General features: G+C 55.2%; 15 protein-coding genes. 5 read left to right on the forward strand and 10 right to left on the reverse strand.

Translation table 11 applies throughout. The features are described 5' to 3' along the window. The first annotated feature begins 395 nt into the window (after positions 1 to 395). Complete coding sequence (locus BMY01_RS05785; protein WP_074745224.1) at positions 396 to 1,751, forward strand: SIR2 family NAD-dependent protein deacylase; 1,356 nt, start codon at positions 396 to 398, stop codon at positions 1,749 to 1,751. A gap of 107 nt (positions 1,752 to 1,858) precedes the next feature. Here BMY01_RS05785 and BMY01_RS05790 read toward each other — a convergent pair whose 3' ends face one another. Beyond that, positions 1,859 to 2,524 (reverse strand): glycine zipper family protein, encoded by a 666-nt coding sequence (locus tag BMY01_RS05790; RefSeq protein ID WP_074745567.1) that lies wholly within the window; start codon positions 2,522 to 2,524, stop codon positions 1,859 to 1,861. A gap of 11 nt (positions 2,525 to 2,535) precedes the next feature. Further along, entirely contained in the window at positions 2,536 to 3,051 is a 516-nt protein-coding gene (locus BMY01_RS05795) for a hypothetical protein (RefSeq protein WP_074745226.1), read from the reverse strand. Between the two features lie 482 nt (positions 3,052 to 3,533). Between BMY01_RS05795 and BMY01_RS05800 the strand changes: the two genes are divergently transcribed. After that, positions 3,534 to 4,985: a bifunctional 2-methylcitrate dehydratase/aconitate hydratase gene (locus BMY01_RS05800; RefSeq protein ID WP_074745228.1), complete on the forward strand. Its 1,452-nt coding sequence runs from the start codon at positions 3,534 to 3,536 to the stop codon at positions 4,983 to 4,985. Here BMY01_RS05800 and BMY01_RS05805 read toward each other — a convergent pair. Both BMY01_RS05805 and BMY01_RS05810 read right to left on the reverse strand, forming a co-directional pair. Further along, positions 4,982 to 6,490: a hypothetical protein gene (locus tag BMY01_RS05805; RefSeq protein WP_074745230.1), complete on the reverse strand. Its 1,509-nt coding sequence runs from the start codon at positions 6,488 to 6,490 to the stop codon at positions 4,982 to 4,984. The genes BMY01_RS05800 and BMY01_RS05805 overlap by 4 nt on opposite strands. A gap of 10 nt (positions 6,491 to 6,500) precedes the next feature. Next, entirely contained in the window at positions 6,501 to 7,229 is a 729-nt protein-coding gene (locus BMY01_RS05810; protein ID WP_074745232.1) for an esterase/lipase family protein, read from the reverse strand. A gap of 446 nt (positions 7,230 to 7,675) precedes the next feature. Between BMY01_RS05810 and BMY01_RS05815 the strand changes: the two genes are divergently transcribed. Both BMY01_RS05815 and BMY01_RS05820 read left to right on the forward strand, forming a co-directional pair. Beyond that, positions 7,676 to 8,440: an SDR family oxidoreductase gene (locus tag BMY01_RS05815; RefSeq protein ID WP_175463214.1), complete on the forward strand. Its 765-nt coding sequence runs from the start codon at positions 7,676 to 7,678 to the stop codon at positions 8,438 to 8,440. 98 nt (positions 8,441 to 8,538) lie between these two features. Next, the gene (locus BMY01_RS05820) at positions 8,539 to 11,379 is read left to right on the forward strand and encodes an aconitate hydratase (RefSeq protein WP_074745234.1); all 2,841 of its coding nucleotides are present in this window, start codon (positions 8,539 to 8,541) and stop codon (positions 11,377 to 11,379) included. Positions 11,380 to 11,471: 92 nt separating this feature from the next. Here BMY01_RS05820 and BMY01_RS05825 read toward each other — a convergent pair whose 3' ends face one another. Next, entirely contained in the window at positions 11,472 to 12,248 is a 777-nt protein-coding gene (locus BMY01_RS05825; RefSeq protein ID WP_074745236.1) for a Crp/Fnr family transcriptional regulator, read from the reverse strand. Between the two features lie 509 nt (positions 12,249 to 12,757). Here BMY01_RS05825 and BMY01_RS05830 point away from each other — a divergent pair. Beyond that, positions 12,758 to 13,369 carry a hypothetical protein gene (locus BMY01_RS05830; RefSeq protein WP_074745238.1) on the forward strand — a complete coding sequence of 204 codons (612 nt, stop codon included), beginning with the start codon at positions 12,758 to 12,760 and terminating at the stop codon, positions 13,367 to 13,369. Positions 13,370 to 13,476: 107 nt separating this feature from the next. Here the strand turns inward: BMY01_RS05830 and panC are convergent, their stop codons facing one another. The 5 genes from panC to pcnB all read right to left on the reverse strand — a co-directional run bounded on the left by panC (position 13,477) and on the right by pcnB (position 17,754). Then, positions 13,477 to 14,316, reverse strand: a complete 840-nt coding sequence (gene panC / locus BMY01_RS05835; RefSeq protein ID WP_074745240.1) for a pantoate--beta-alanine ligase — start codon at positions 14,314 to 14,316, stop codon at positions 13,477 to 13,479. Between the two features lie 13 nt (positions 14,317 to 14,329). Then, positions 14,330 to 15,121, reverse strand: a complete 792-nt coding sequence (gene panB, locus BMY01_RS05840; protein ID WP_074745242.1) for a 3-methyl-2-oxobutanoate hydroxymethyltransferase — start codon at positions 15,119 to 15,121, stop codon at positions 14,330 to 14,332. Between the two features lie 71 nt (positions 15,122 to 15,192). Next, the gene (locus BMY01_RS05845) at positions 15,193 to 15,834 is read right to left on the reverse strand and encodes a deoxynucleoside kinase (protein ID WP_074745244.1); all 642 of its coding nucleotides are present in this window, start codon (positions 15,832 to 15,834) and stop codon (positions 15,193 to 15,195) included. Continuing rightward, complete coding sequence (gene folK, locus BMY01_RS05850) at positions 15,824 to 16,342, reverse strand: 2-amino-4-hydroxy-6-hydroxymethyldihydropteridine diphosphokinase (RefSeq protein ID WP_074745246.1); 519 nt, start codon at positions 16,340 to 16,342, stop codon at positions 15,824 to 15,826. The genes BMY01_RS05845 and folK overlap by 11 nt, the downstream gene beginning before the upstream one ends. Next, positions 16,339 to 17,754, reverse strand: a complete 1,416-nt coding sequence (pcnB, locus tag BMY01_RS05855; RefSeq protein WP_074745248.1) for a polynucleotide adenylyltransferase PcnB — start codon at positions 17,752 to 17,754, stop codon at positions 16,339 to 16,341. Before pcnB ends, folK begins: the two co-directional genes overlap by 4 nt. Between the last annotated feature and the right edge of the window lie 161 nt (positions 17,755 to 17,915).

The raw sequence follows: 17,915 nt of genomic DNA on the forward strand, positions 1-17,915 counted from the left end.
GTTGCGGTACTATCCAGAGTCGCCTTCAGCAACAGCGCTGTGTCAGGTACACCGGATAATCGGGATTATAGTGAATTCGCATCTCCAATACTCCTTAACCTACGGGTTTACAGTCACCAAAATTTCCCAGCTCAGCACGACGTAATCTGGCATCGATTCGTACTTTTGCCTGAATATCGTAAGCGGGCAAACCAGTCAACATAGATTTCCGTTTCAATAAGCTGGTTCACTCCCGTCGTCATGACAAGATAAATGGGGGGCATCAAAGCTCGATCAGGAAATGAACTATATTGATATTGGTAATGCTTTGCGTGTGGAAGATAGCGGTGTGACGTCTTCTTCTGCCATGGCTAAAAGCACCACTGTATGCTCACTGGTCCCCTCAGGAAGCAGAGATGCAACTGAACCCATCATTGATCCCTCATTCGTCAGAGCAGCACGCTGCCTGGGAGAAAGCGCTGCATGGTGCCGATGACGCGCTGCTGGCGCAGCTTGTAGCCGATGATGATCCTGCCGCTGCTCTCCTGGAACTTGAAAGCTACATCAATGGGATCTACGGCGGCAGCCAGTCCCTCTTATCCAGGCCGCTGCCGGATATCCGCTTCGAGGTGCGTCGGACGTTACCCTATGTGGATGAAATTCGGGATCGCCTAGGATGGCAGGTGCGGGATTTCGATCTTGGGCTGCTGCGCTTGATTCGTGGCTCGAGCGCGTTATCGCCCGTGCTGGGGGCAGGGGTCTCGATGGACGCAGGGGCGCCCTCCTGGCCCGAACTGGTGCGTTTGATGCTGGAGGAAACGCTCGACAAGGGTCTGGAGTTCTACGAGTCCGTTCCCGCCGCTGACAATCCGGCTCAGCCACCTATCGAGTTTCTTCCCGACGGCACGGTGCGCACGGGTGGAACCGGAACTTGGCGTTTCGAGCAACGCGTCAGCGAAGTGAAGCGCTATACGGCTGAGCAGGAACAAACCGCGAGGAACGTCCTTGCCGAGGTCAAGGCCAAAGGTTCTTCGACCGATGTCGAGACGCTCATGCACGGGGCGCAGGTCTGCTACGATCTTTGCGGCCAGCATCTTTTTCGTCTGCTCACGAAAATCATCTATACACGTGCGAAAGAGCCAAGCGAAGTCCATCGGGTTATTGCCGAACTGGCGCAGGCGCAAGAGGTACCCGTGCGCGGCCCTGGTTTGTTTCCCGGATGGGATTCAATTATCACCTACAATATCGATGCACTGATGTCGGAAGCGCTCGCGGAGCAGAAAATACCGCACGCCGCCTGGGCGATGAAGGGTGACAAGCTGCGGGGCAATCCGGATGAACTCGCTCAGAAGAGTTCATGGCATGAGCCTATCTTTCATCTTCACGGTTTTACGCCGCGGCGGCTGTTCATGATCACGAATGTGTGCTTTGTATTTTCCACTTCCCAGTACCTCACGACGTACAAAGGGCCGCGATCAAGGATATTGGAAGCGGTCTACGACGGATTTCTGGCGAATCCTGTGCACATTGCGCTTTATATAGGATGTTCTTTTGCCGATGAAGCGATGAACGGCCTCCTGCGTGAGGCCTTCGCGGAATACCCGGGGCGCTATCACTATGCATTGCTGAAATGGCCGCGAGACCGGAAAGGAAGAGAGCCGGACAGGAGCGAGATCGCAGCCGAGTCCGCAAAATATCTCGAGTTTGGGGTGCGGCCGGTTTGGTTCGATGATTTCGCCGAATTACCCGGGTTGATTCGGCAGCTGCAATGAGGTGCGCCGCGATTTGCGATAACTATGCTGGAATCATTGGTGTCCTTTCTATTAATAGGCGCCTCTGAATATCGACCAGTCCTCGGATTTTCCGGCTTTCTGAGAAATTAACGCCCGGAAGGTTGAACGCCTCTCAGTATCTTGCCTGGCGGTGGTGGGGGAGGAACGCCGGGCGGCGGCGGAGGTATGCTCACTGTTCCCTGCGGCGCGGGCGGCGGAGGTGGATAGGAAGAGGAAGAAGGCGGATAAGAAGGGGAGGTGTAACGACCTCCTGGATAGCTGTTCGTGACCTGGCCGTATACCGGTACCTGGTGTCCCTTGGCGTACATGCACTGCACGTAGGCGGCGTCATAACGCTCCTGGGAAATCGAACTCGAGGCTCCCGCGGTACCGATGCCAGCCAGGCTTCCTGCCAACGCGCCGGTACCGGCTCCAATAGCTGCGCCGTGTCCGCCGCCCAGGGCAGCGCCAGCCGCAGCCCCTACTCCAGCACCTACGGCGGCGCTTCCCACCCCGCTGGATATCGAAGCGCGGCTCGGCGTATTCCCTCCCACCTGATCATGGGCAAACTGCCGGCAGAGGTAGTCGTCGTAGCGGAACTCGTCGAAGCTTCTTCCTGTGCCCGGCAGTGCCATCATGCTGGGACCTGTTGGCATACTGACGCATGCAGTGAGCGAAGTCAGCGCGAGCAACGGGAGGAACAACTTCCGGGATAACTTCGCCCAGCGGACTTTATCTGAAACCAGGAATTTCTTGAATATGAATTGGATCATGACGGTTCCGTTCATTGACCAGGTTGGGGCGCTACCTGCAGCCAGCCTTCAGGACAATTTTTGACATAGGGATAATAGCCTTCGGGATTACGGCAATAATGCCAGTAACTGGTCGCCGGGGGCTGGGGTTGGGGTTGGATCACCGGTGGCTGCTGGATGTAAATAGGGGGCTGTGCCGGCGTTACAACCACTGGCGCTACAGGGGGATACGCATAACCGGGGGTGTAGCCATACCAGGGCGAAAACCCAGAAGCCGGATAGCCATAGGGCGCGTAACCGTACGCCGGCCCGTAGCGGTAGTAAGGAGGATAATAGGGTGATCTACCATAGTAACCCAGGCCATAGCCACCCAATACTCCCAATCCGAAAGCCAATCCGGGGCCGTGCCAATGGCCCCCGTGATGGTGACCTCCGTGGTGACCTCCGTGGTGACCTCCGTGGTGACCTCCCCCGCCTGCCCATGCCGCCGGTGCCGAAGATGATCCGAGTAAAATGAGGAAAGCGTACAAGAGTCCCATTTTTTTCATGCCCATCTCCACTTTGCGATTCCAGCCATTGAAATTACTCCTCCCTTTCCATGTATGATTTGGACCGTTCCGTGAGCAAAAAAAATTCTGGCTGGCTCGATGTTAATACGGATATAACGCATCACCGGCGCTTTGGTTGTCATACTTGAATAATCCCTGACAAGCTTGGGCCTCCTTCTTTCGAAGCAAGAACAGTAGAGCTTCGGGCCCATGGTGCGGGTAGTAACGGCGTGCTTCGCCGTTCAATCGAAATAGAGAGGGTTTCCCGCTTTCGCGGGCATGACGGCATCTCGATAGACCGATGCCGAGGAGCCCTTGGTTTTGGTCTTGACTGCTAATTTATTCCGGACAGTGCTAATTTATTCCGGACAGAAGGGCGGAAGGGCGTTTTTGCAGGTAAGACGATGTCAAGAAGGAAGAACAGCTTCTTCTTTCGCCGCACAGACTCTCCTTGTTGGAGTGCAGGCTCTATAATATGCCCCATGTCATCCGCATCCTCCAACGTCCGTCCCCAACCTGACCAGGTTCTGGTCGATATTGCAGATTACGTGGGGGGGCGGGATATTCAAAGCGATCTGGCTTACGTTACCGCGCGTCACTGCCTGATGGACTCTCTGGGATGCGCCATGGAAGCGCTTACATATCCGGCCTGCACCAAGCTGCTTGGGCCGCTCGTGTCCGGTGCTGCCGCATTTGAAGGCGGCGCGAGGATTCCGGGTACGCGGTTTCAGCTCGGTCCGGTGGAGGCGGCCTTCAATATCGGCACCATGATTCGCTGGCTCGATTTCAACGATACATGGCTGGCGGCGGAATGGGGTCATCCATCCGATAATCTTGGGGCGATACTGGCTGTGGCCGACTGGCTTGCGCGGAGTGCCCCGAGCGGGAGACGACGACCGCTCATGCGGGACGTATTGACCGCGATGATAAAAGCATACGAGATTCAGGGTTGCCTGGCTTTGGAAAACAGCTTCAATAAGGTGGGGCTGGATCATGTGGTGCTGGTTAAAGTCGCATCCACAGCCGTCATCACGCATCTGTTGGGGGGCAGCCGCGACCAGATCATCGATGCGCTTTCCCAGGCGTGGGTGGATGGGCAGGCGCTGCGCACGTATCGTCATGCCCCCAACACCGGCTCGCGCAAATCCTGGGCCGCGGGGGATGCTACCAGCCGAGCAGTATGGCTCGCGCTGATCACCCTCAAGGGGGAGACAGGCTACCCTTCAGCACTTACCGCGAAAACCTGGGGATTCTACGACGTGCTGTTCAAGGGAGAACCTTTCAAATTCCAGAGGCCTCCCGAGCGATGGCATTCCTATGTGATGGAAAATGTGCTGCTCAAGATTTCGTTCCCTGCCGAATTCCACTCCCAGACGGCGGCGGAGTGTGCGATGCAACTATACCCGCGGGTGAAGGATCGGATTGCAGATATCCGGAAAATAACGATCCGTACCCACGAAGCCGCGATTCGTATCATCGACAAGAAGGGTCCGCTCAACAGCCCGGCCGACCGAGACCATTGCATGCAGTATATCGTTGCAGTGCCGCTTATTTTCGGCAGGCTTACCTCTGCCGATTATGAGGATGTCGTGGCCGCTGATCCGCGCATCGATGAGTTGCGGAACAAGATAATCTGCGTCGAGGACCCGCAGTTCACAAAGGATTATTACGATCCTGAAAAACGCTCCATCGCAAACGGTCTTACCCTGGAATTCAAGGATGGCAGTAAACTGGAGGAAGTGGTGGTGGAGTATCCCATCGGCCACAGGCTGCGCCGAAGCGAAGGCATTCCGCTACTGGAAGAAAAGTTCAGAATCAATCTTGCGCGTCGCTTCCCGGTCCACCAGTGCGCGGCAATTATGAATGCCTGTCATGATCAAAGCAGGCTGGAAGCGATGCCGGTTCACGAGTTCATCGATCTGTTCGTGGTCTAGGCATTCCCGGTTTTGACGTCCGGAACATGCGCCGGGATAGGCTCGCTTTCGGCAGGATCATGACAGCTTTCCTGCTGGGAAGAGTTTGTATTCAGCAGTATCCGGAGAGTATTGAGCCTCAATTTCCACGAAGCGACGGTTGCCGCGTCTGCTGACAAGGCAGCCAGCAATTGTTCCACCCCGTCGCTATGTGAGGCGGCGCAGGTGGAGAAGAAACAGTGAAGCTCCTCACTGTTCGTGATGCCTGTCCGCTGCGCAAAACCGGGATAATCTTCACGCAGATGAGAAGCCAGCCAGGCCTGATCGATCCATTGCTTCAACTGGCCATAGCTGAAGCAGGTGCGTATCGCGAGATCCACAGGGTCAGCATTGCTGAGGTTTTCGATATTATCGAATCCTTCCCGCTCCAGTCTCAATTCGTGCGAGTAGCTCATTCCTGCCAGCATGGAAAGCGGCAGCGCACGGTAGCTCATGGCGGGAATCATTCCTCTGGTCAGTTTAATGACGATCCGCTCAATTCCGAGTGCGGTCCGTTTCGGATAGAAACCGAGAAAGAAAGCAACAAGAGGCAAGAGGCTCAATCTGGCAGGCAACGGGACTTCCTGCTTCGAAAGTGGTTTTTCGTCATTGCCTGATCTTTCAGGAGATGCGGTTTCTCTGGGTTCCTCGCCGGTAGAAGGCGTTGGGGGTGTGGAGGGCGCGGGTGTCGTGGCATTCACGTCGGAGGGTGCAGCGGTTGGGGGCGCAGCAGTTGAGGATGCATTCACCTCGAGTTCGTGTGGCAGGAGCAGATCGAACGCAAAGGAGAGCACCAACGCCAGCAGGCTTGCGACGATCATGCGGATAGCGCCATCGACGAACGTATTGGAAGTCAGATCCATCGTGAAGTAGGCACGGACGACAGAACCGATGAAATAGACGTAAGCGCCAAGGAATCCGAACTGGAAAGCCGTCAGGTTGCGGACGAGGTGGGAATAATAGGAACTGTTACCCGTTTCATACAGTTCCATGAAGGGACCCATCATCAACATGTTCGCCCCGAGACTGAAATCCACGCCAAGTTCCGCGGACGAGGAAACGGGTTTGAACAGCAACAGAATGGAACTACCGAGCAGCACGACGACCGTCGTCAGCCAGACGCTTCCCCTGTAAGTGCCAAAGGAAGCCCGTCTTCCCATTCGCTGACGGATTTCACTGCGCCGCTCAGGTGGAACGTCGCGATACAAACGGCGTTCCTTGCGATTGGCCATCTTCATCGTGTAGCTCAAGGCGAGCGATGGCACAACCAGAACTGCCACCAGGGTCATGATAAGGTTGTACTGGAAGAAGATCGGGTCAAACCAGTGCGCGACTGCACGGAAATCCCGATATGCAGCTGTACCGGGCCCCGGCGTTGTCCCAAATGCGGATTCCAGTCCCAGGCTCGCGATGAAGATCGTTGGTACCGCAAATACCAGCCAATCGTACCAGTGCATGTCCCGTTTTTTGCTCTCGTTCGGATCCATACACGTCTTTTCAACTTTCCTTGCCTTCTGCCGCAGCGATTGCTTGCCGCGCAGCCTCGATCCAGAATTGACGATGATTGAAAGGCCGTGCGGATTGCCTGTCCGGCAAAGCCAGACTCCAGCCCAGAAGCTCAATATGGTCAGCTCGCAGTGTTCCCCGAAATTTTCCCCATCCGGCAGAGACCACGGGAACCATGCCGTCGTTGTCTTCCCGCATTACTTTGCCATAGGGCCGAAGCCAGAAGGGGAGTTCCTCTAAAGGGCGGCAGCTTGCATAGGAGGAATAGGCTACATCCGGTCTATCCGGGATCTGCATCGCTTCGCACGAGACGGGAGTCAGTTCGGCGAGCGCCGGAGTGCCAATATGTCGAATCCAGGCAGGAACAGGTCCTTTGGCTTCGAGGAACCATTGTGCCAGGGGCGAACCGCGATGCGGAGTGGAAACAGTAAGCAGGCTTTTTACGCGCCGGTCCGGATCGAGGTGGCTGATGAGATACCGGGCATCGAGTCCACCCATACTATGGGCGACCAGGGCAAAAACCGGCGCGCGTCCGCGGAAAAGTTTATTTGCGAGTGTTTCCGCACGTTCCGCTATGGTTCCAGCGCCAGGGACTTCCGGTATAAGGGGCTTGATATCTTTGCGGGCTAATGCCTTTTCCACGCCGCGAAATTGTTCTATGGGCCCCCACCGCGAGAAGCCGAGAAAGCCGTGCAACAGCACCACCGTTGGGGTTGACATGTAACCTTGCTCGCAATAAATGAACTCATCCAATGATGCTCACAGTCGCGTTGCTGCCCGCGTCTGTCAACTTATCGCGCCACGATATTTGACAACGATATCCTGCTACCTGATTTCCTATTATAGGATATTCCGCATTCTGCGTCGGGCTGTATTTATGCAATCAACATGACGTGATCTCGCCGATCTCATCGACCCTGGATATTTTGTTGACATGCCTGCCCAGTTTGATCCGGAGACACGGTTTTACCGGTGCAAGTAAATCCACAATGACATGTTCAGTCACTTCCTAAGGGGAATATAATTTGATGAGGGAATTAAACTCCAATCGGAAGCCGGATCAGGACGAGGACTGTCCTGGATTGTACCTTGGAGTTCTGAACGTGATTTCGACCGCCGTGCTGTTTACCTGCTTTGAGCGGCCGTATTGAGCGAGGAGCCGTAAGATGAAAATGGCATACGATATCAGCGGAAAGACTGCTCTTGTGACAGGAGCAAATCGTGGAATAGGCAAGGCGATTGTCGAGGCACTGCTGCATCATGGTGCGATGAAAGTCTATGCAGCGGTGCGCAACCCCGATTCCGCCAATCCACTGGTAGAGCGCTTTGGCGATAGAGTGATTCCAGTTCATCTGGATTTGACCATGCCGGAAAGCATTGCAGCATTGGCTGACAGAGCCCCGGATGTTCAGGTGGTGGTCAACAATGCGGCGGTTTTCAAGACCTCCACCCCGCTGGATGCCGGTGCAATAGACGCGCTTGAGACGGCAATGAAGATCAATGTGTACGGACTCATTCGCATGGCTCAAACCTTCGCCCCCATTCTCGCAAAAAACGGAGGAGGCGCATTCATCCAGCTCAATTCAGTTGCATCCTTGAAGTGCGCTCCAAATTTTGCGACGCATTCGGCATCCAAGGCCGCTGCCTACTCCATTACCCAGGCATTGCGTGAGCTGCTGGCACGGCAGGGTACGGCGGTACTGAGTGTACATCCCGGCCTGATCGCAACAGACATGAGCAGCACTGCCGGATTGGCAGGTACCGCCGCGCCTCCCTCTGCCGTTGCAGAAGGTATAATCGCTGCGCTGCGATCAGGGGATTTTCACCTTTTTCCCGACCCTATGGCTCAACGTATCGGAAATGCGTACCGGAGTTTTTCTGAAAATGTCATTGAAGCGGACATTGAAGAATACAGGGCGGAAAAGCAATAAGTGCCGGCGGACGCAATCCGGGCAGGATCCGTCTGGCAAGATCGATATCCATGAGGGCGGCATCATGAAGATGCAGAAATTTTTCAAGGAGTGCATTTATGGCCCATAACCTGTTCAATACCCTGAAAGAGCTTTCGCTGCCTAGGGGCAAAAAGGCAAAGTATTATTCGCTGCCCGCTCTGGAGGCGGCGGGCCTCGGTCGAATCTCCCGGCTGCCTATCTCCATTCGCATCGTGCTGGAGGCCGTCCTGCGCAATTGTGACAACAGGAAGGTGACGGAGGCGCACGTAAAGAGATTGGCCGATTGGCAGCCGACCGCACCTAGACTGGATGAGATTCCATTTGTTGTATCCCGTATCGTGCTGCAGGACTTTACCGGGGTGCCCCTATTGGTCGATCTGGCTGCAATGCGCAGCACTGCAAAGAAAATGGGCAAGGATCCCGAGATGGTCGAACCCCTGGTGCCGGTTGATCTGGTGGTCGATCATTCCGTGCAAGTCGATTACTACGGCACCGATGACGCGCTCAAGCTCAACATGGAAATGGAGTTTCACCGTAATCGGGAGCGTTACCAGTTCATAAAATGGGGCATGCAGGCCTTCGATACTTTCAAGGTTGTTCCGCCGGGTATCGGCATCGTGCATCAGGTCAATCTCGAGTACCTCGCGCGGGGAGTGCATGAAAAAGAGGGCATTCTTTATCCCGACACCCTGGTAGGCACGGATTCACATACCACCATGATCAACGGAATAGGCGTGGTTGGTTGGGGTGTTGGCGGGATCGAGGCTGAGGCCGGCATGCTGGGGCAGCCGGTCTATTTTCTGACTCCTGATGTTGTCGGCGTGAACCTTACAGGAAAGCTTTCCACAGGCGTCACGGCAACGGATCTGGTGTTGACGGTTACTGAACTCCTGCGTAAATCCGGGGTGGTGGGCAAATTCGTGGAATTTTTCGGCGAGGGAACCGCGTCGCTTACGGTTCCCGATCGAGCCACCATCGGAAATATGGCACCTGAATATGGCGCCACTATGGGTTTTTTCCCGGTCGATGACGCTACTGTGGAATATTTCCGCGGAACCGGGCGAAGCGAAGAAGAAGTCGCGGCCTTCCAGTCTTATTTCAAGGCACAGGAGTTGTACGGGGTTCCTCGCAAGGGCGAGATCGACTACACGCGCGAGCTGGAGCTTGACCTTTCTACTGTCAAGCCTTCTCTCGCCGGACCGAGACGCCCTCAGGATCGTATCGAGCTTGACAATGTCAAGGCCCGTTTCACAGAACTCTTTTCACGGCCTGTCATGCAGGGAGGTTACGGCAGGGATGCTGCCGCACTGAAACTTCGCTACAAGGTACATAGCATCGAAGAGTCTGACACCGGCGCAGAGGTGGCCGACAGCGCCAGCGCAGAGCGGAACACGGCAGCCGTGAGACCGGGGACTGAAAGAAACATCACGGAAATGGTCAATAACAGGCCTATCCTGGCTCCGGCTGAAGCCCCTGTGTATGGCGCAAACGGCCTCTTCGACCTGGCGCACGCGGATATCCTGATTGCGGCCATTACATCCTGCACCAACACCTCCAACCCCAGCGTACTGCTTGCCGCTGGCCTGCTGGCAAAGAAAGCGGTGGAAAAAGGGTTGTCGGTAAAGTGTCACATCAAGACATCGCTTGCACCCGGGTCACGTGTCGTGACGGAATATCTCCGGGAAACAGGCCTCTTGCCCTATCTCGATAAGCTTGGCTTCAATCTTGCCGGTTATGGCTGTACCACATGCATTGGCAACTCGGGCCCGTTGTCCGTGCCGATTGAAGAAACGGTGGTATCCAATGATCTGGTTTGCGCCGCGGTCCTCTCCGGCAATCGCAATTTCGAGGCTAGAATTCACCCGAACATTCGTGCGAACTTCCTTGCTTCGCCACCTCTGGTGGTTGCTTATGCTCTCGCGGGGAACATGCTCAAGGATCTGACAGCCGAGCCGCTCGGATATGGCGAGAATGGTCAGCCGGTATGGCTGGCTGATATCTGGCCACGTGATGATGAAATCCAGAGCCTGATGAAGTTTGCAGCAAACGGGGAAACATTCCGCAGGCTCTACAGCAATCTTACACAGGATCATCCGTTATGGAACGATATATCGTCTGTTTCAGGGGAAGTCTATGACTGGCCGAAATCGACCTATATAGCAGAACCTCCATTTTTCCAGGATTTCTCGCTGCAGCCCCGCCCGCATAATGAGATCCGGAGTGCGCGGGCCCTCGCCATCTTCGGGGATTCGGTGACCACCGATCACATCAGTCCTGCCGGCAGTATCAAGGATACCTCTCCTGCGGGAAAATACCTGCTTTCAAGTGGTGTATCCAAGCCTGATTTCAATAGCTACGGCGCGCGTCGCGGCAATCACGAGGTCATGATGCGCGGGACATTCGCCAACGTGCGCATCAAAAACCTGATGATTCCCGGCAGCGAAGGAGGTATAACGCTGCATCAGCCGGACGGCGAGCAGATGAGCATCTACGATGCCGCCATGCGCTACGTCGCAGACGACATCCCCACTGTGGTATTCGGGGGAGAAGAATATGGCAGTGGATCGAGCCGCGACTGGGCGGCAAAGGGAACACAGCTACTGGGGGTCAAGGCAGTAATTGCGAAAAGCTTCGAACGCATCCATCGCAGCAACCTGATCGGCATGGGCGTGCTGCCGCTACAGTTCAAAGGCGACGACAGCGTGGAATCGCTCGGTATTCAGGGAAATGAAGCGTTCGACATCGAGGGACTGAGCAGCATCCGCCCCCAGCAGGATGTAACGCTTGTTATACGTGACAATACCGGCTCACGCCGGGAAATCGACCTGCTGTGCAGGATAGATACCGGTATAGAGATCGATTACTACCAGCATGGGGGTATATTGCCTTATGTTCTTCGCGAGCTCATGAAGGCGTGAATGCAAGAAATGCGGCGGCAAGGCCGGGTGACTCGGCTCGAACTCGGGTCGGGGAGGAAAACCTGTTCTTGCCGAGCAACCCGGGGCTCTCCTCAGCTTACTGGCCACAACTCCTCGCTTGTATCCTTCTTTGTGGAAGTTTGAGCGGGCTCGGCCATGGAGGGGTTCCATAGCAGCCGGTCATACTCGTCATTTACCACGGAATAGCATTCACATACGGAATCTTCCAGCTCTTCACGATCCATTACGGCTATATGCCCGCGGCTATACTGTATTGCACCGATCGTTTGCAGCTTGAGCGCGGCCTGCGTCACGCTCTCCCGCCGCACTCCCAGCATGACGGCAATCTGCTCGTGTGTCATTTGCAGTTCATGGCCTGGCAACCGGTCGAGGTTCATCAAAAGGAAGCGGCACAACTGATGCTCTATGTTATGGTGCCGGTTGCAAACCGCATTCTGCGCCGTCTGAGTCATCAATGCCTGGGTGAAGCGCAGTATCAGATGTTGTAATTTTCCCTGCCGCTCGAATTCTTTTTTCAGCACGTTGGTTTTCATGCGATAGCCACTGCCCGCACTTTGTACCACGACGCCGGCAGGCGTACTGGCGCCTCCCAGCAATGACGAGATACCTGTCAGGCCCTCGTTGCCAATGATTGAAAGACGTACGGAGGCGCCGCTTTCCACGCTGTAAAGGGGTGCGACGATGCTCGTGGTGGGAAAATATGAATGAGTAATAATCGCTCCCGGTTCATGAATTGTTTGTCCCACTGGCATGGGCATGAATTCAAGATAAGGGAGCAGTCTCGCGTAGTCCCCGGGTGGCAGGGCGGCAAGAAGTCGGTTTTGCTTCGGGCTGTGTGGTGAAAGCATAACAATATTCCTCCTCGTGTCAGGCTGTATCGCCAGAATATGGCTCACTCATGTCTCTGTTGAGACAGTGTCCGGCGCGGGCGAACCGTTATCGGTATTCTTTGTGGATTTCTCTTTTCGAGCTGGATCGGTAATAGCCCCTGCCTCATTTTCAGCAGGCGCAAACCGATGTACGGTATCACCGTGAATACAAGCAGTTATCGTGCCAGTATAAGAAGAAGCGTTGAAACAAAGACTTATGTTGAAAGCTGAAGAATAAAACCCTGATTGCATTGTTGCTTGTCGGCAACAGGCCTCTATTGCATGAGAGTAACTCCCTGATTCTTCGGAATTACTTGATGTCTCCAAACAGAGACGTGAAAAAGATGTTTTGAATCAATTACTTTCTCACATCCCCCTCTCGGATAAATCAACGGCGCGCGAGAGTGTGAAGGAGTATAGTAAGAGTATGATATGGATGCTTACCTCCGATATTGACGAAGATCAGCAATGAAGTTTATGGAAGAAAAATGCGTACCCATCTGGTCAAGCGCGCAATAGTCCTGATCAGTCTGGTCGGTTTAGCTGGCTGCGCGGTTTTCTCTCCCCGCTATCAGATCACCCATCGGTATGAACCGCCAACCGATCCGGCAGGCATCGTTTGTCTTGAAAAATGCACGCAAAAGCTGGAGATGTGCCAGCAAAACTGTCAGTCGACATATCAGGCCTGCCTGAGACGCATCGAACCCCTGGCGGAAGAGAGATATAGAAAAGCGGTCGAGCGTTATGACGATGAGCTTGATACATATCGCCGGCGGATGCAGTTCGGATATCCTGGCTGGGAACGCACCACGCTGGGCTGGGGGTGGGGAGGATACCCATGGGGTTGGGGTGGCTATCCCGGGGGGTGGGGTTCTCCGTGGGGCTGGGGAGGAGGGCCTTATTATGGCTTGGGCTACTCGTCTCCTTTTTTCTACCAACCGCCCCCCCTCAGGCCGAATCGTATGCGGGAATTTGATCGGCTGCGCTACCAGCAGTGTGAAGTGGAATGCGGGTGTCAGTCGGTACAGGATGCCTGCTTTCTAGGCTGTGGGGGCAGGAAAATCATAGAAGAGAGATGTATAGCAAACTGTCCAAAGTGAAAAAGCTGCCCCGGTGGGGCAGAGCTTTCAAGGATTGGCAAAGCAGGGGTATAGCGGGAAGAATTGGAGGCTGCAGCGCCCAACCGCTGAGCCGGCTTTCATCGCCTCTATTCCTTTTTTGAGATGATTTCGAGGCTATCGATCAGCCGGATTTCACCCAGGCGGGCTGCTCCCAGCACCACCATATTCCCCTCCTTGGGTTGGGCTACTGCGAAGGTATCTCTCTCGCGTATCGAGACGTAATCGACGTTCCAGCCGTGGGAGGCAAGAATTTTCATCGCGTTTTCCTCCAGTTCGGCAAAATTGCGATTGCCGCCTTCTATCTCCCGCTTCACTTGCGATAGCACCTGATACAGCCGGATTGCCTCGGCGCGCTCCTCATCACGAAGGTAGCGGTTACGCGAGCTCAATGCCAGGTTGTCCGAGGCGCGAACTGTTTCCCCGGCAACGATCTCTATGGGTAAATTAAACTGCCGCACCAGTTCGCGTACGATATGCAATTGCTGATAATCCTTTTTTCCGAACACCGCGGTCTGCGGCTGCACGATATTGAAGAGCTTTAGCACGACAGTTGCCACGCCCCGAAAAAAGCCGGGACGGTACTTCCCTTCCAGCATGTTTGCGATAGGGGAGGGTTCCACCGTGAACTCTTGCGGCGTGGGATAAAGCGTTTTTTCTTCCGGCGCGAACACGACGTGAACGCCCTGCTCTTCGAGAAGCGCGCAGTCCTGCTCCAGGGTGCGGGGATATCGGTCAAAATCCTCGGTTGGGGCAAACTGCAGGCGATTTACAAAAATACTTGCGACTATACATTCCCGATGTCGCCAAGCGGCGCGAATCAGGGACAAGTGTCCCTCGTGCAATCCACCCATCGTCGGCACGAAGGCGATGGAGGATTCGCGCCCAAGGCGGGTTCGTAGCGGTGAAATATCCGTGATGATGTCCAACTCGGATCGGTAGTCAGAATGTATGCTCGGGGCCAGGAAACTCCCCGGTTTTGACCGCTCTGGTATAGTTTTGCACGGCCTCCTCGATGCTGCCCGCCCCCGTGAGGAAATTCTTCATGAACCTGGCCTTTTTGCCTGAATAAATGCCCAGCATGTCGTACAGCACCAATACCTGCGCCGAACAATCCTTCCCGGCGCCGATGCCGATGGTAGGAATGGAGAGCGTTCGGGTAACCTGGGCTGCAAGGGCGGCAGGCACGACTTCCATCAAAAGCATTCCTGCTCCGGCCTGTTCGAGCGCTACCGCGTCCTCCAGCAACTGCTCGGCTTCATAGTCGGTCTTTCCCTGCACCTTATAGCCCCCTAACTGGTTTACCGACTGGGGCGTGAGGCCGATGTGCGCGCAGACGGGGATGCCGCGCTGCGTCAGGAACTCCACGGTTTCGGCCATGACGGAACCGCCTTCGATCTTGACCATGTTGGCGCCTGCCGCCATGAGTTCGGCCGCATTGCGGAAGGTTTCTTCCGGACTCACCTGCGAGGTGCCGAAAGGCATATCCGTCATGATGAAAGCCGTGCTTGAGCCGCGTTTCACGCAAAGTGTATGGTAGATCATGTCATCCAGAGTAACCGGTAGGGTAGTCTCTTCACCCTGGATCACATTTCCCAGTGAATCACCCACCAGCAGGATATCGACGCCTGCTCTTTCCAGCAATGCCGCAAAACTTGCGTCATAGCAGGTGACGATGGCAATTTTCTCTCCATCATCCCGCATTTTTTGAAAGACATCTTGTGTGATACGCATGGTTCAGCTCCTGGTTGCGTGTATCAGATAGGTCATCCAACCCATTTTCGGCTTCTTGTTTTCCGGTTTGCTCATCTTCCGAAATTGAAATATTCCCTCGGGCCGCGCATTTGTTCGACCTGCCTCAGCAGTAATGCAAAATCTTCTTCGCTATCAACGAAATTGAGATGCTCGCTGTTGATGATCAGAAGTGGCGCGTCCTCATAGTGATGGAAGAAGCGCGCATAGCTGTCGGCCAATCGCCACAAATACGTTTCGGAAATGTTTTGTTCATAGGAACTGCCCCGGCGCTTCACCCGCTCCACCAGCGTGGCGGGCGACGCTTGCAGATAGATCACGAGGTCAGGAGTGAAAGCTTCGGGTTGCAGATGGCGATAGATTTTTCGGTACAGATCGTATTCTGCATTGTTGAGCGTCAGTCCCGCAAACAGCGGGTCCTTATCCAGCAGAAAGTCGCTTATGGTCGTTTTCGTAAACAGATCGATCTGCGTCAGATCCTGCAACTGGTTGGCGCGCTGAAACAGAAAAAACAGTTGGGTAGGGAGCGCATATCGGCGGATATCCTCGTAGAACTTGCCGAGAAACGGATTTTCCTCGGGTCTTTCCAGAAGGAGCTGTCCACCCGCATACTCCGCCATTCGTCGCGCCAGGCTGGTTTTTCCCACACCGATCGGGCCTTCCACCGCGATGTGGCGATATTCCTCAAGTTTCACGTGTCAGCTCGCGTTCCAGCCGCTGTTCCTTACAGGCAGCAAGCAATTCCCTTATGTTGTCGTGTCCCGGTATGCTGCTGATCGACGCAATTTCGAGCAGGGGCTGCAATACGAATGCCCGTTCGTGCATCCTCGGATGAGGCAGAATCAGGCTATCCTCATCCAGTTGCAGGTCATCATATAGCAGCAAGTCGAGATCAAGTGTACGCGGCGCATTGAGATACTCGCGCATCCGCCCATGCTTTTGCTCGATCCCGAGCAGGGCTCGCAGCAGATCCTGGGGTGGCAGGGTGGTTTCGATATGCGCGACTGCGTTGATGAAATCAGGCTGATCCAGGCGTCCAATCGGTGCACTGCGGTAGAGCGAAGAATGCGCCAGCAAGCGCGTAAAAGGAAGCTCCCCCAGTTCTTCAAACGCTTTTTGCACATGCGCTACAGGTTCATCCAGATTGCTGCCCAATCCGATATACGCATGCGAGGCGATGCGACCGTCGTTAGCCCCGTTCATGGGGCAAAACCATCCTGCTTCCCGGATACTACGTGGCCGTTCTCTCCCGCAGGGGGAGTGCCCGATTTTTTACGGCTACGGTTTCTCCTGCGTCTCTTCTGGCTCTCATCGCTGATCAGCATGGCTTCACGTTCGCGGGAACTTGCATGCTGGAATGCTTCCCACCATTTGCCCAGTTCCTCATCCACTTCGCCGCTTTCGCAACGCAATAGCATAAAGTCGTAGGCAGCGCGAAAGCGGGGATTTTCAAGGAGCCGGAACGGCCTGCTCCCTGAGCGGTGGGCAAAGCGCGGTTGCATCATCCAGATTTCCTTCATGATGGCATCGTACCTGCGCGGAATTGCCAGGTTCTTATCTTGTACCGCCAGCACGTCGTTCATTGCCAAGTGCAAGGCGGGAACTGGTCTTTCCCCTGTCGCCTGGTAAGCATTCCAGGATGCGAGCACTTCGTGCCATAATAGGGCGGCAAACAGGAATCCCGGCGATACAGGCTTTTCCTGCCGCACGCGCTCATCGGTATTTTTGAGCGCGAGCGTGATAAAGCGCTCGCCCAGCGGTTGTTCCCGTATCACATCCAGCATGGGAAGCAGGCCATGGTGCAATCCGCGTTTCTGCAAATCGGTCACGCAGGCCAGCGCATGACCGGATAGCAGTAATTTCAGCATTTCATCGAACAGCCGCGAGGGCGGCACATGTAGCAACAGGGGAGCCAGTTCGTTGATAGGCGCGGCTGTGGCGGCATCGATTTCCATGCCGAGCTTGGCGCTCAACCGTACCACTCGCAGCATTCGCACGGGATCTTCGCGGTATCTCCGCACCGGATCTCCAATGATGCGCAGGCGTCGTGCCTTCAGGTCCTCATAGCCGTTCAGATAGTCCCAGATTTCCTCGTGGACGGGATCGAAGAACAGCGCATTCACGGTGAAATCCCGCCGTCTCGCATCCTCCTCCTGACTGCCGAATACGTTATCGCGCAAGAGACGTCCATGTTCGTCCGCATGCTCGTCAGCACTCAGCCCGCCTGTCTCTCCGGATGGGCCGCCCCGGAAAGTCGAAACCTCCACGGTTTCCGCTCCCCACATGACATGCACCAGCCGGAAACGGCGGCCAATGATACGCGAGCGGCGGAAAACAGCGCGTACTTCCTCCGGTGTGGCATTCGTGGCAACGTCAAAATCCTTTGGCTCCAATCCCAGCACCAGGTCGCGCGCGGCCCCCCCTACAATGAAAGCGGAATATCCCGCTTCCTGCAGACCTGATGTAACTTTGAGCGCACCGGAGCTGATGTGATCGCGCCTGATGCCGTGCTGGTCGCGCGTAATGATATGCGGCTTCGTGGAGGAAGTGCGGGCGGAAGGGATGGAAGCGGATGTATTGCGGTTGAAGACGCGATCGATAAGTTTACGAATCATGGTGAATACAGATGAACAAGCTCCGGGATTCCGTCATCCCGCGCGGCGAACTCATCCAAAAGGGGAAGATCAAGTGAGGGCAAACAGCCACTGCGGTCCACGGCCCTTGCTGGAAAAAGCGCTGAAGAATTGCTGCTGAGAAAAAGTATGCCTGAAATTCC

Source organism: Nitrosospira multiformis, assembly GCF_900110185.1.
In the GTDB taxonomy this organism is placed as follows: domain Bacteria; phylum Pseudomonadota; class Gammaproteobacteria; order Burkholderiales; family Nitrosomonadaceae; genus Nitrosospira; species Nitrosospira multiformis_A.

What these genes read in the sequence shown, in the direction of transcription:
- BMY01_RS05830 (WP_074745238.1), top strand. Translation starts at nt 12,758, where the DNA reads ATGCGTACCCATCTGGTCAAGCGCGCAATAGTCCTGATCAGTCTGGTC.
- panB (WP_074745242.1), bottom strand. Translation starts at nt 15,121, where the DNA reads ATGCGTATCACACAAGATGTCTTTCAAAAAATGCGGGATGATGGAGAG.
- BMY01_RS05805 (WP_074745230.1), bottom strand. Translation starts at nt 6,490, where the DNA reads ATGGATCCGAACGAGAGCAAAAAACGGGACATGCACTGGTACGATTGG.
- BMY01_RS05785 (WP_074745224.1), top strand. Translation starts at nt 396, where the DNA reads ATGCAACTGAACCCATCATTGATCCCTCATTCGTCAGAGCAGCACGCT.
- BMY01_RS05800 (WP_074745228.1), top strand. Translation starts at nt 3,534, where the DNA reads ATGTCATCCGCATCCTCCAACGTCCGTCCCCAACCTGACCAGGTTCTG.
- BMY01_RS05825 (WP_074745236.1), bottom strand. Translation starts at nt 12,248, where the DNA reads ATGCTTTCACCACACAGCCCGAAGCAAAACCGACTTCTTGCCGCCCTG.
- folK (WP_074745246.1), bottom strand. Translation starts at nt 16,342, where the DNA reads ATGAACGGGGCTAACGACGGTCGCATCGCCTCGCATGCGTATATCGGA.
- BMY01_RS05795 (WP_074745226.1), bottom strand. Translation starts at nt 3,051, where the DNA reads ATGAAAAAAATGGGACTCTTGTACGCTTTCCTCATTTTACTCGGATCA.
- BMY01_RS05810 (WP_074745232.1), bottom strand. Translation starts at nt 7,229, where the DNA reads ATGTCAACCCCAACGGTGGTGCTGTTGCACGGCTTTCTCGGCTTCTCG.
- pcnB (WP_074745248.1), bottom strand. Translation starts at nt 17,754, where the DNA reads ATGATTCGTAAACTTATCGATCGCGTCTTCAACCGCAATACATCCGCT.
- BMY01_RS05815 (WP_175463214.1), top strand. Translation starts at nt 7,676, where the DNA reads ATGAAAATGGCATACGATATCAGCGGAAAGACTGCTCTTGTGACAGGA.
- BMY01_RS05790 (WP_074745567.1), bottom strand. Translation starts at nt 2,524, where the DNA reads ATGATCCAATTCATATTCAAGAAATTCCTGGTTTCAGATAAAGTCCGC.
- BMY01_RS05820 (WP_074745234.1), top strand. Translation starts at nt 8,539, where the DNA reads ATGGCCCATAACCTGTTCAATACCCTGAAAGAGCTTTCGCTGCCTAGG.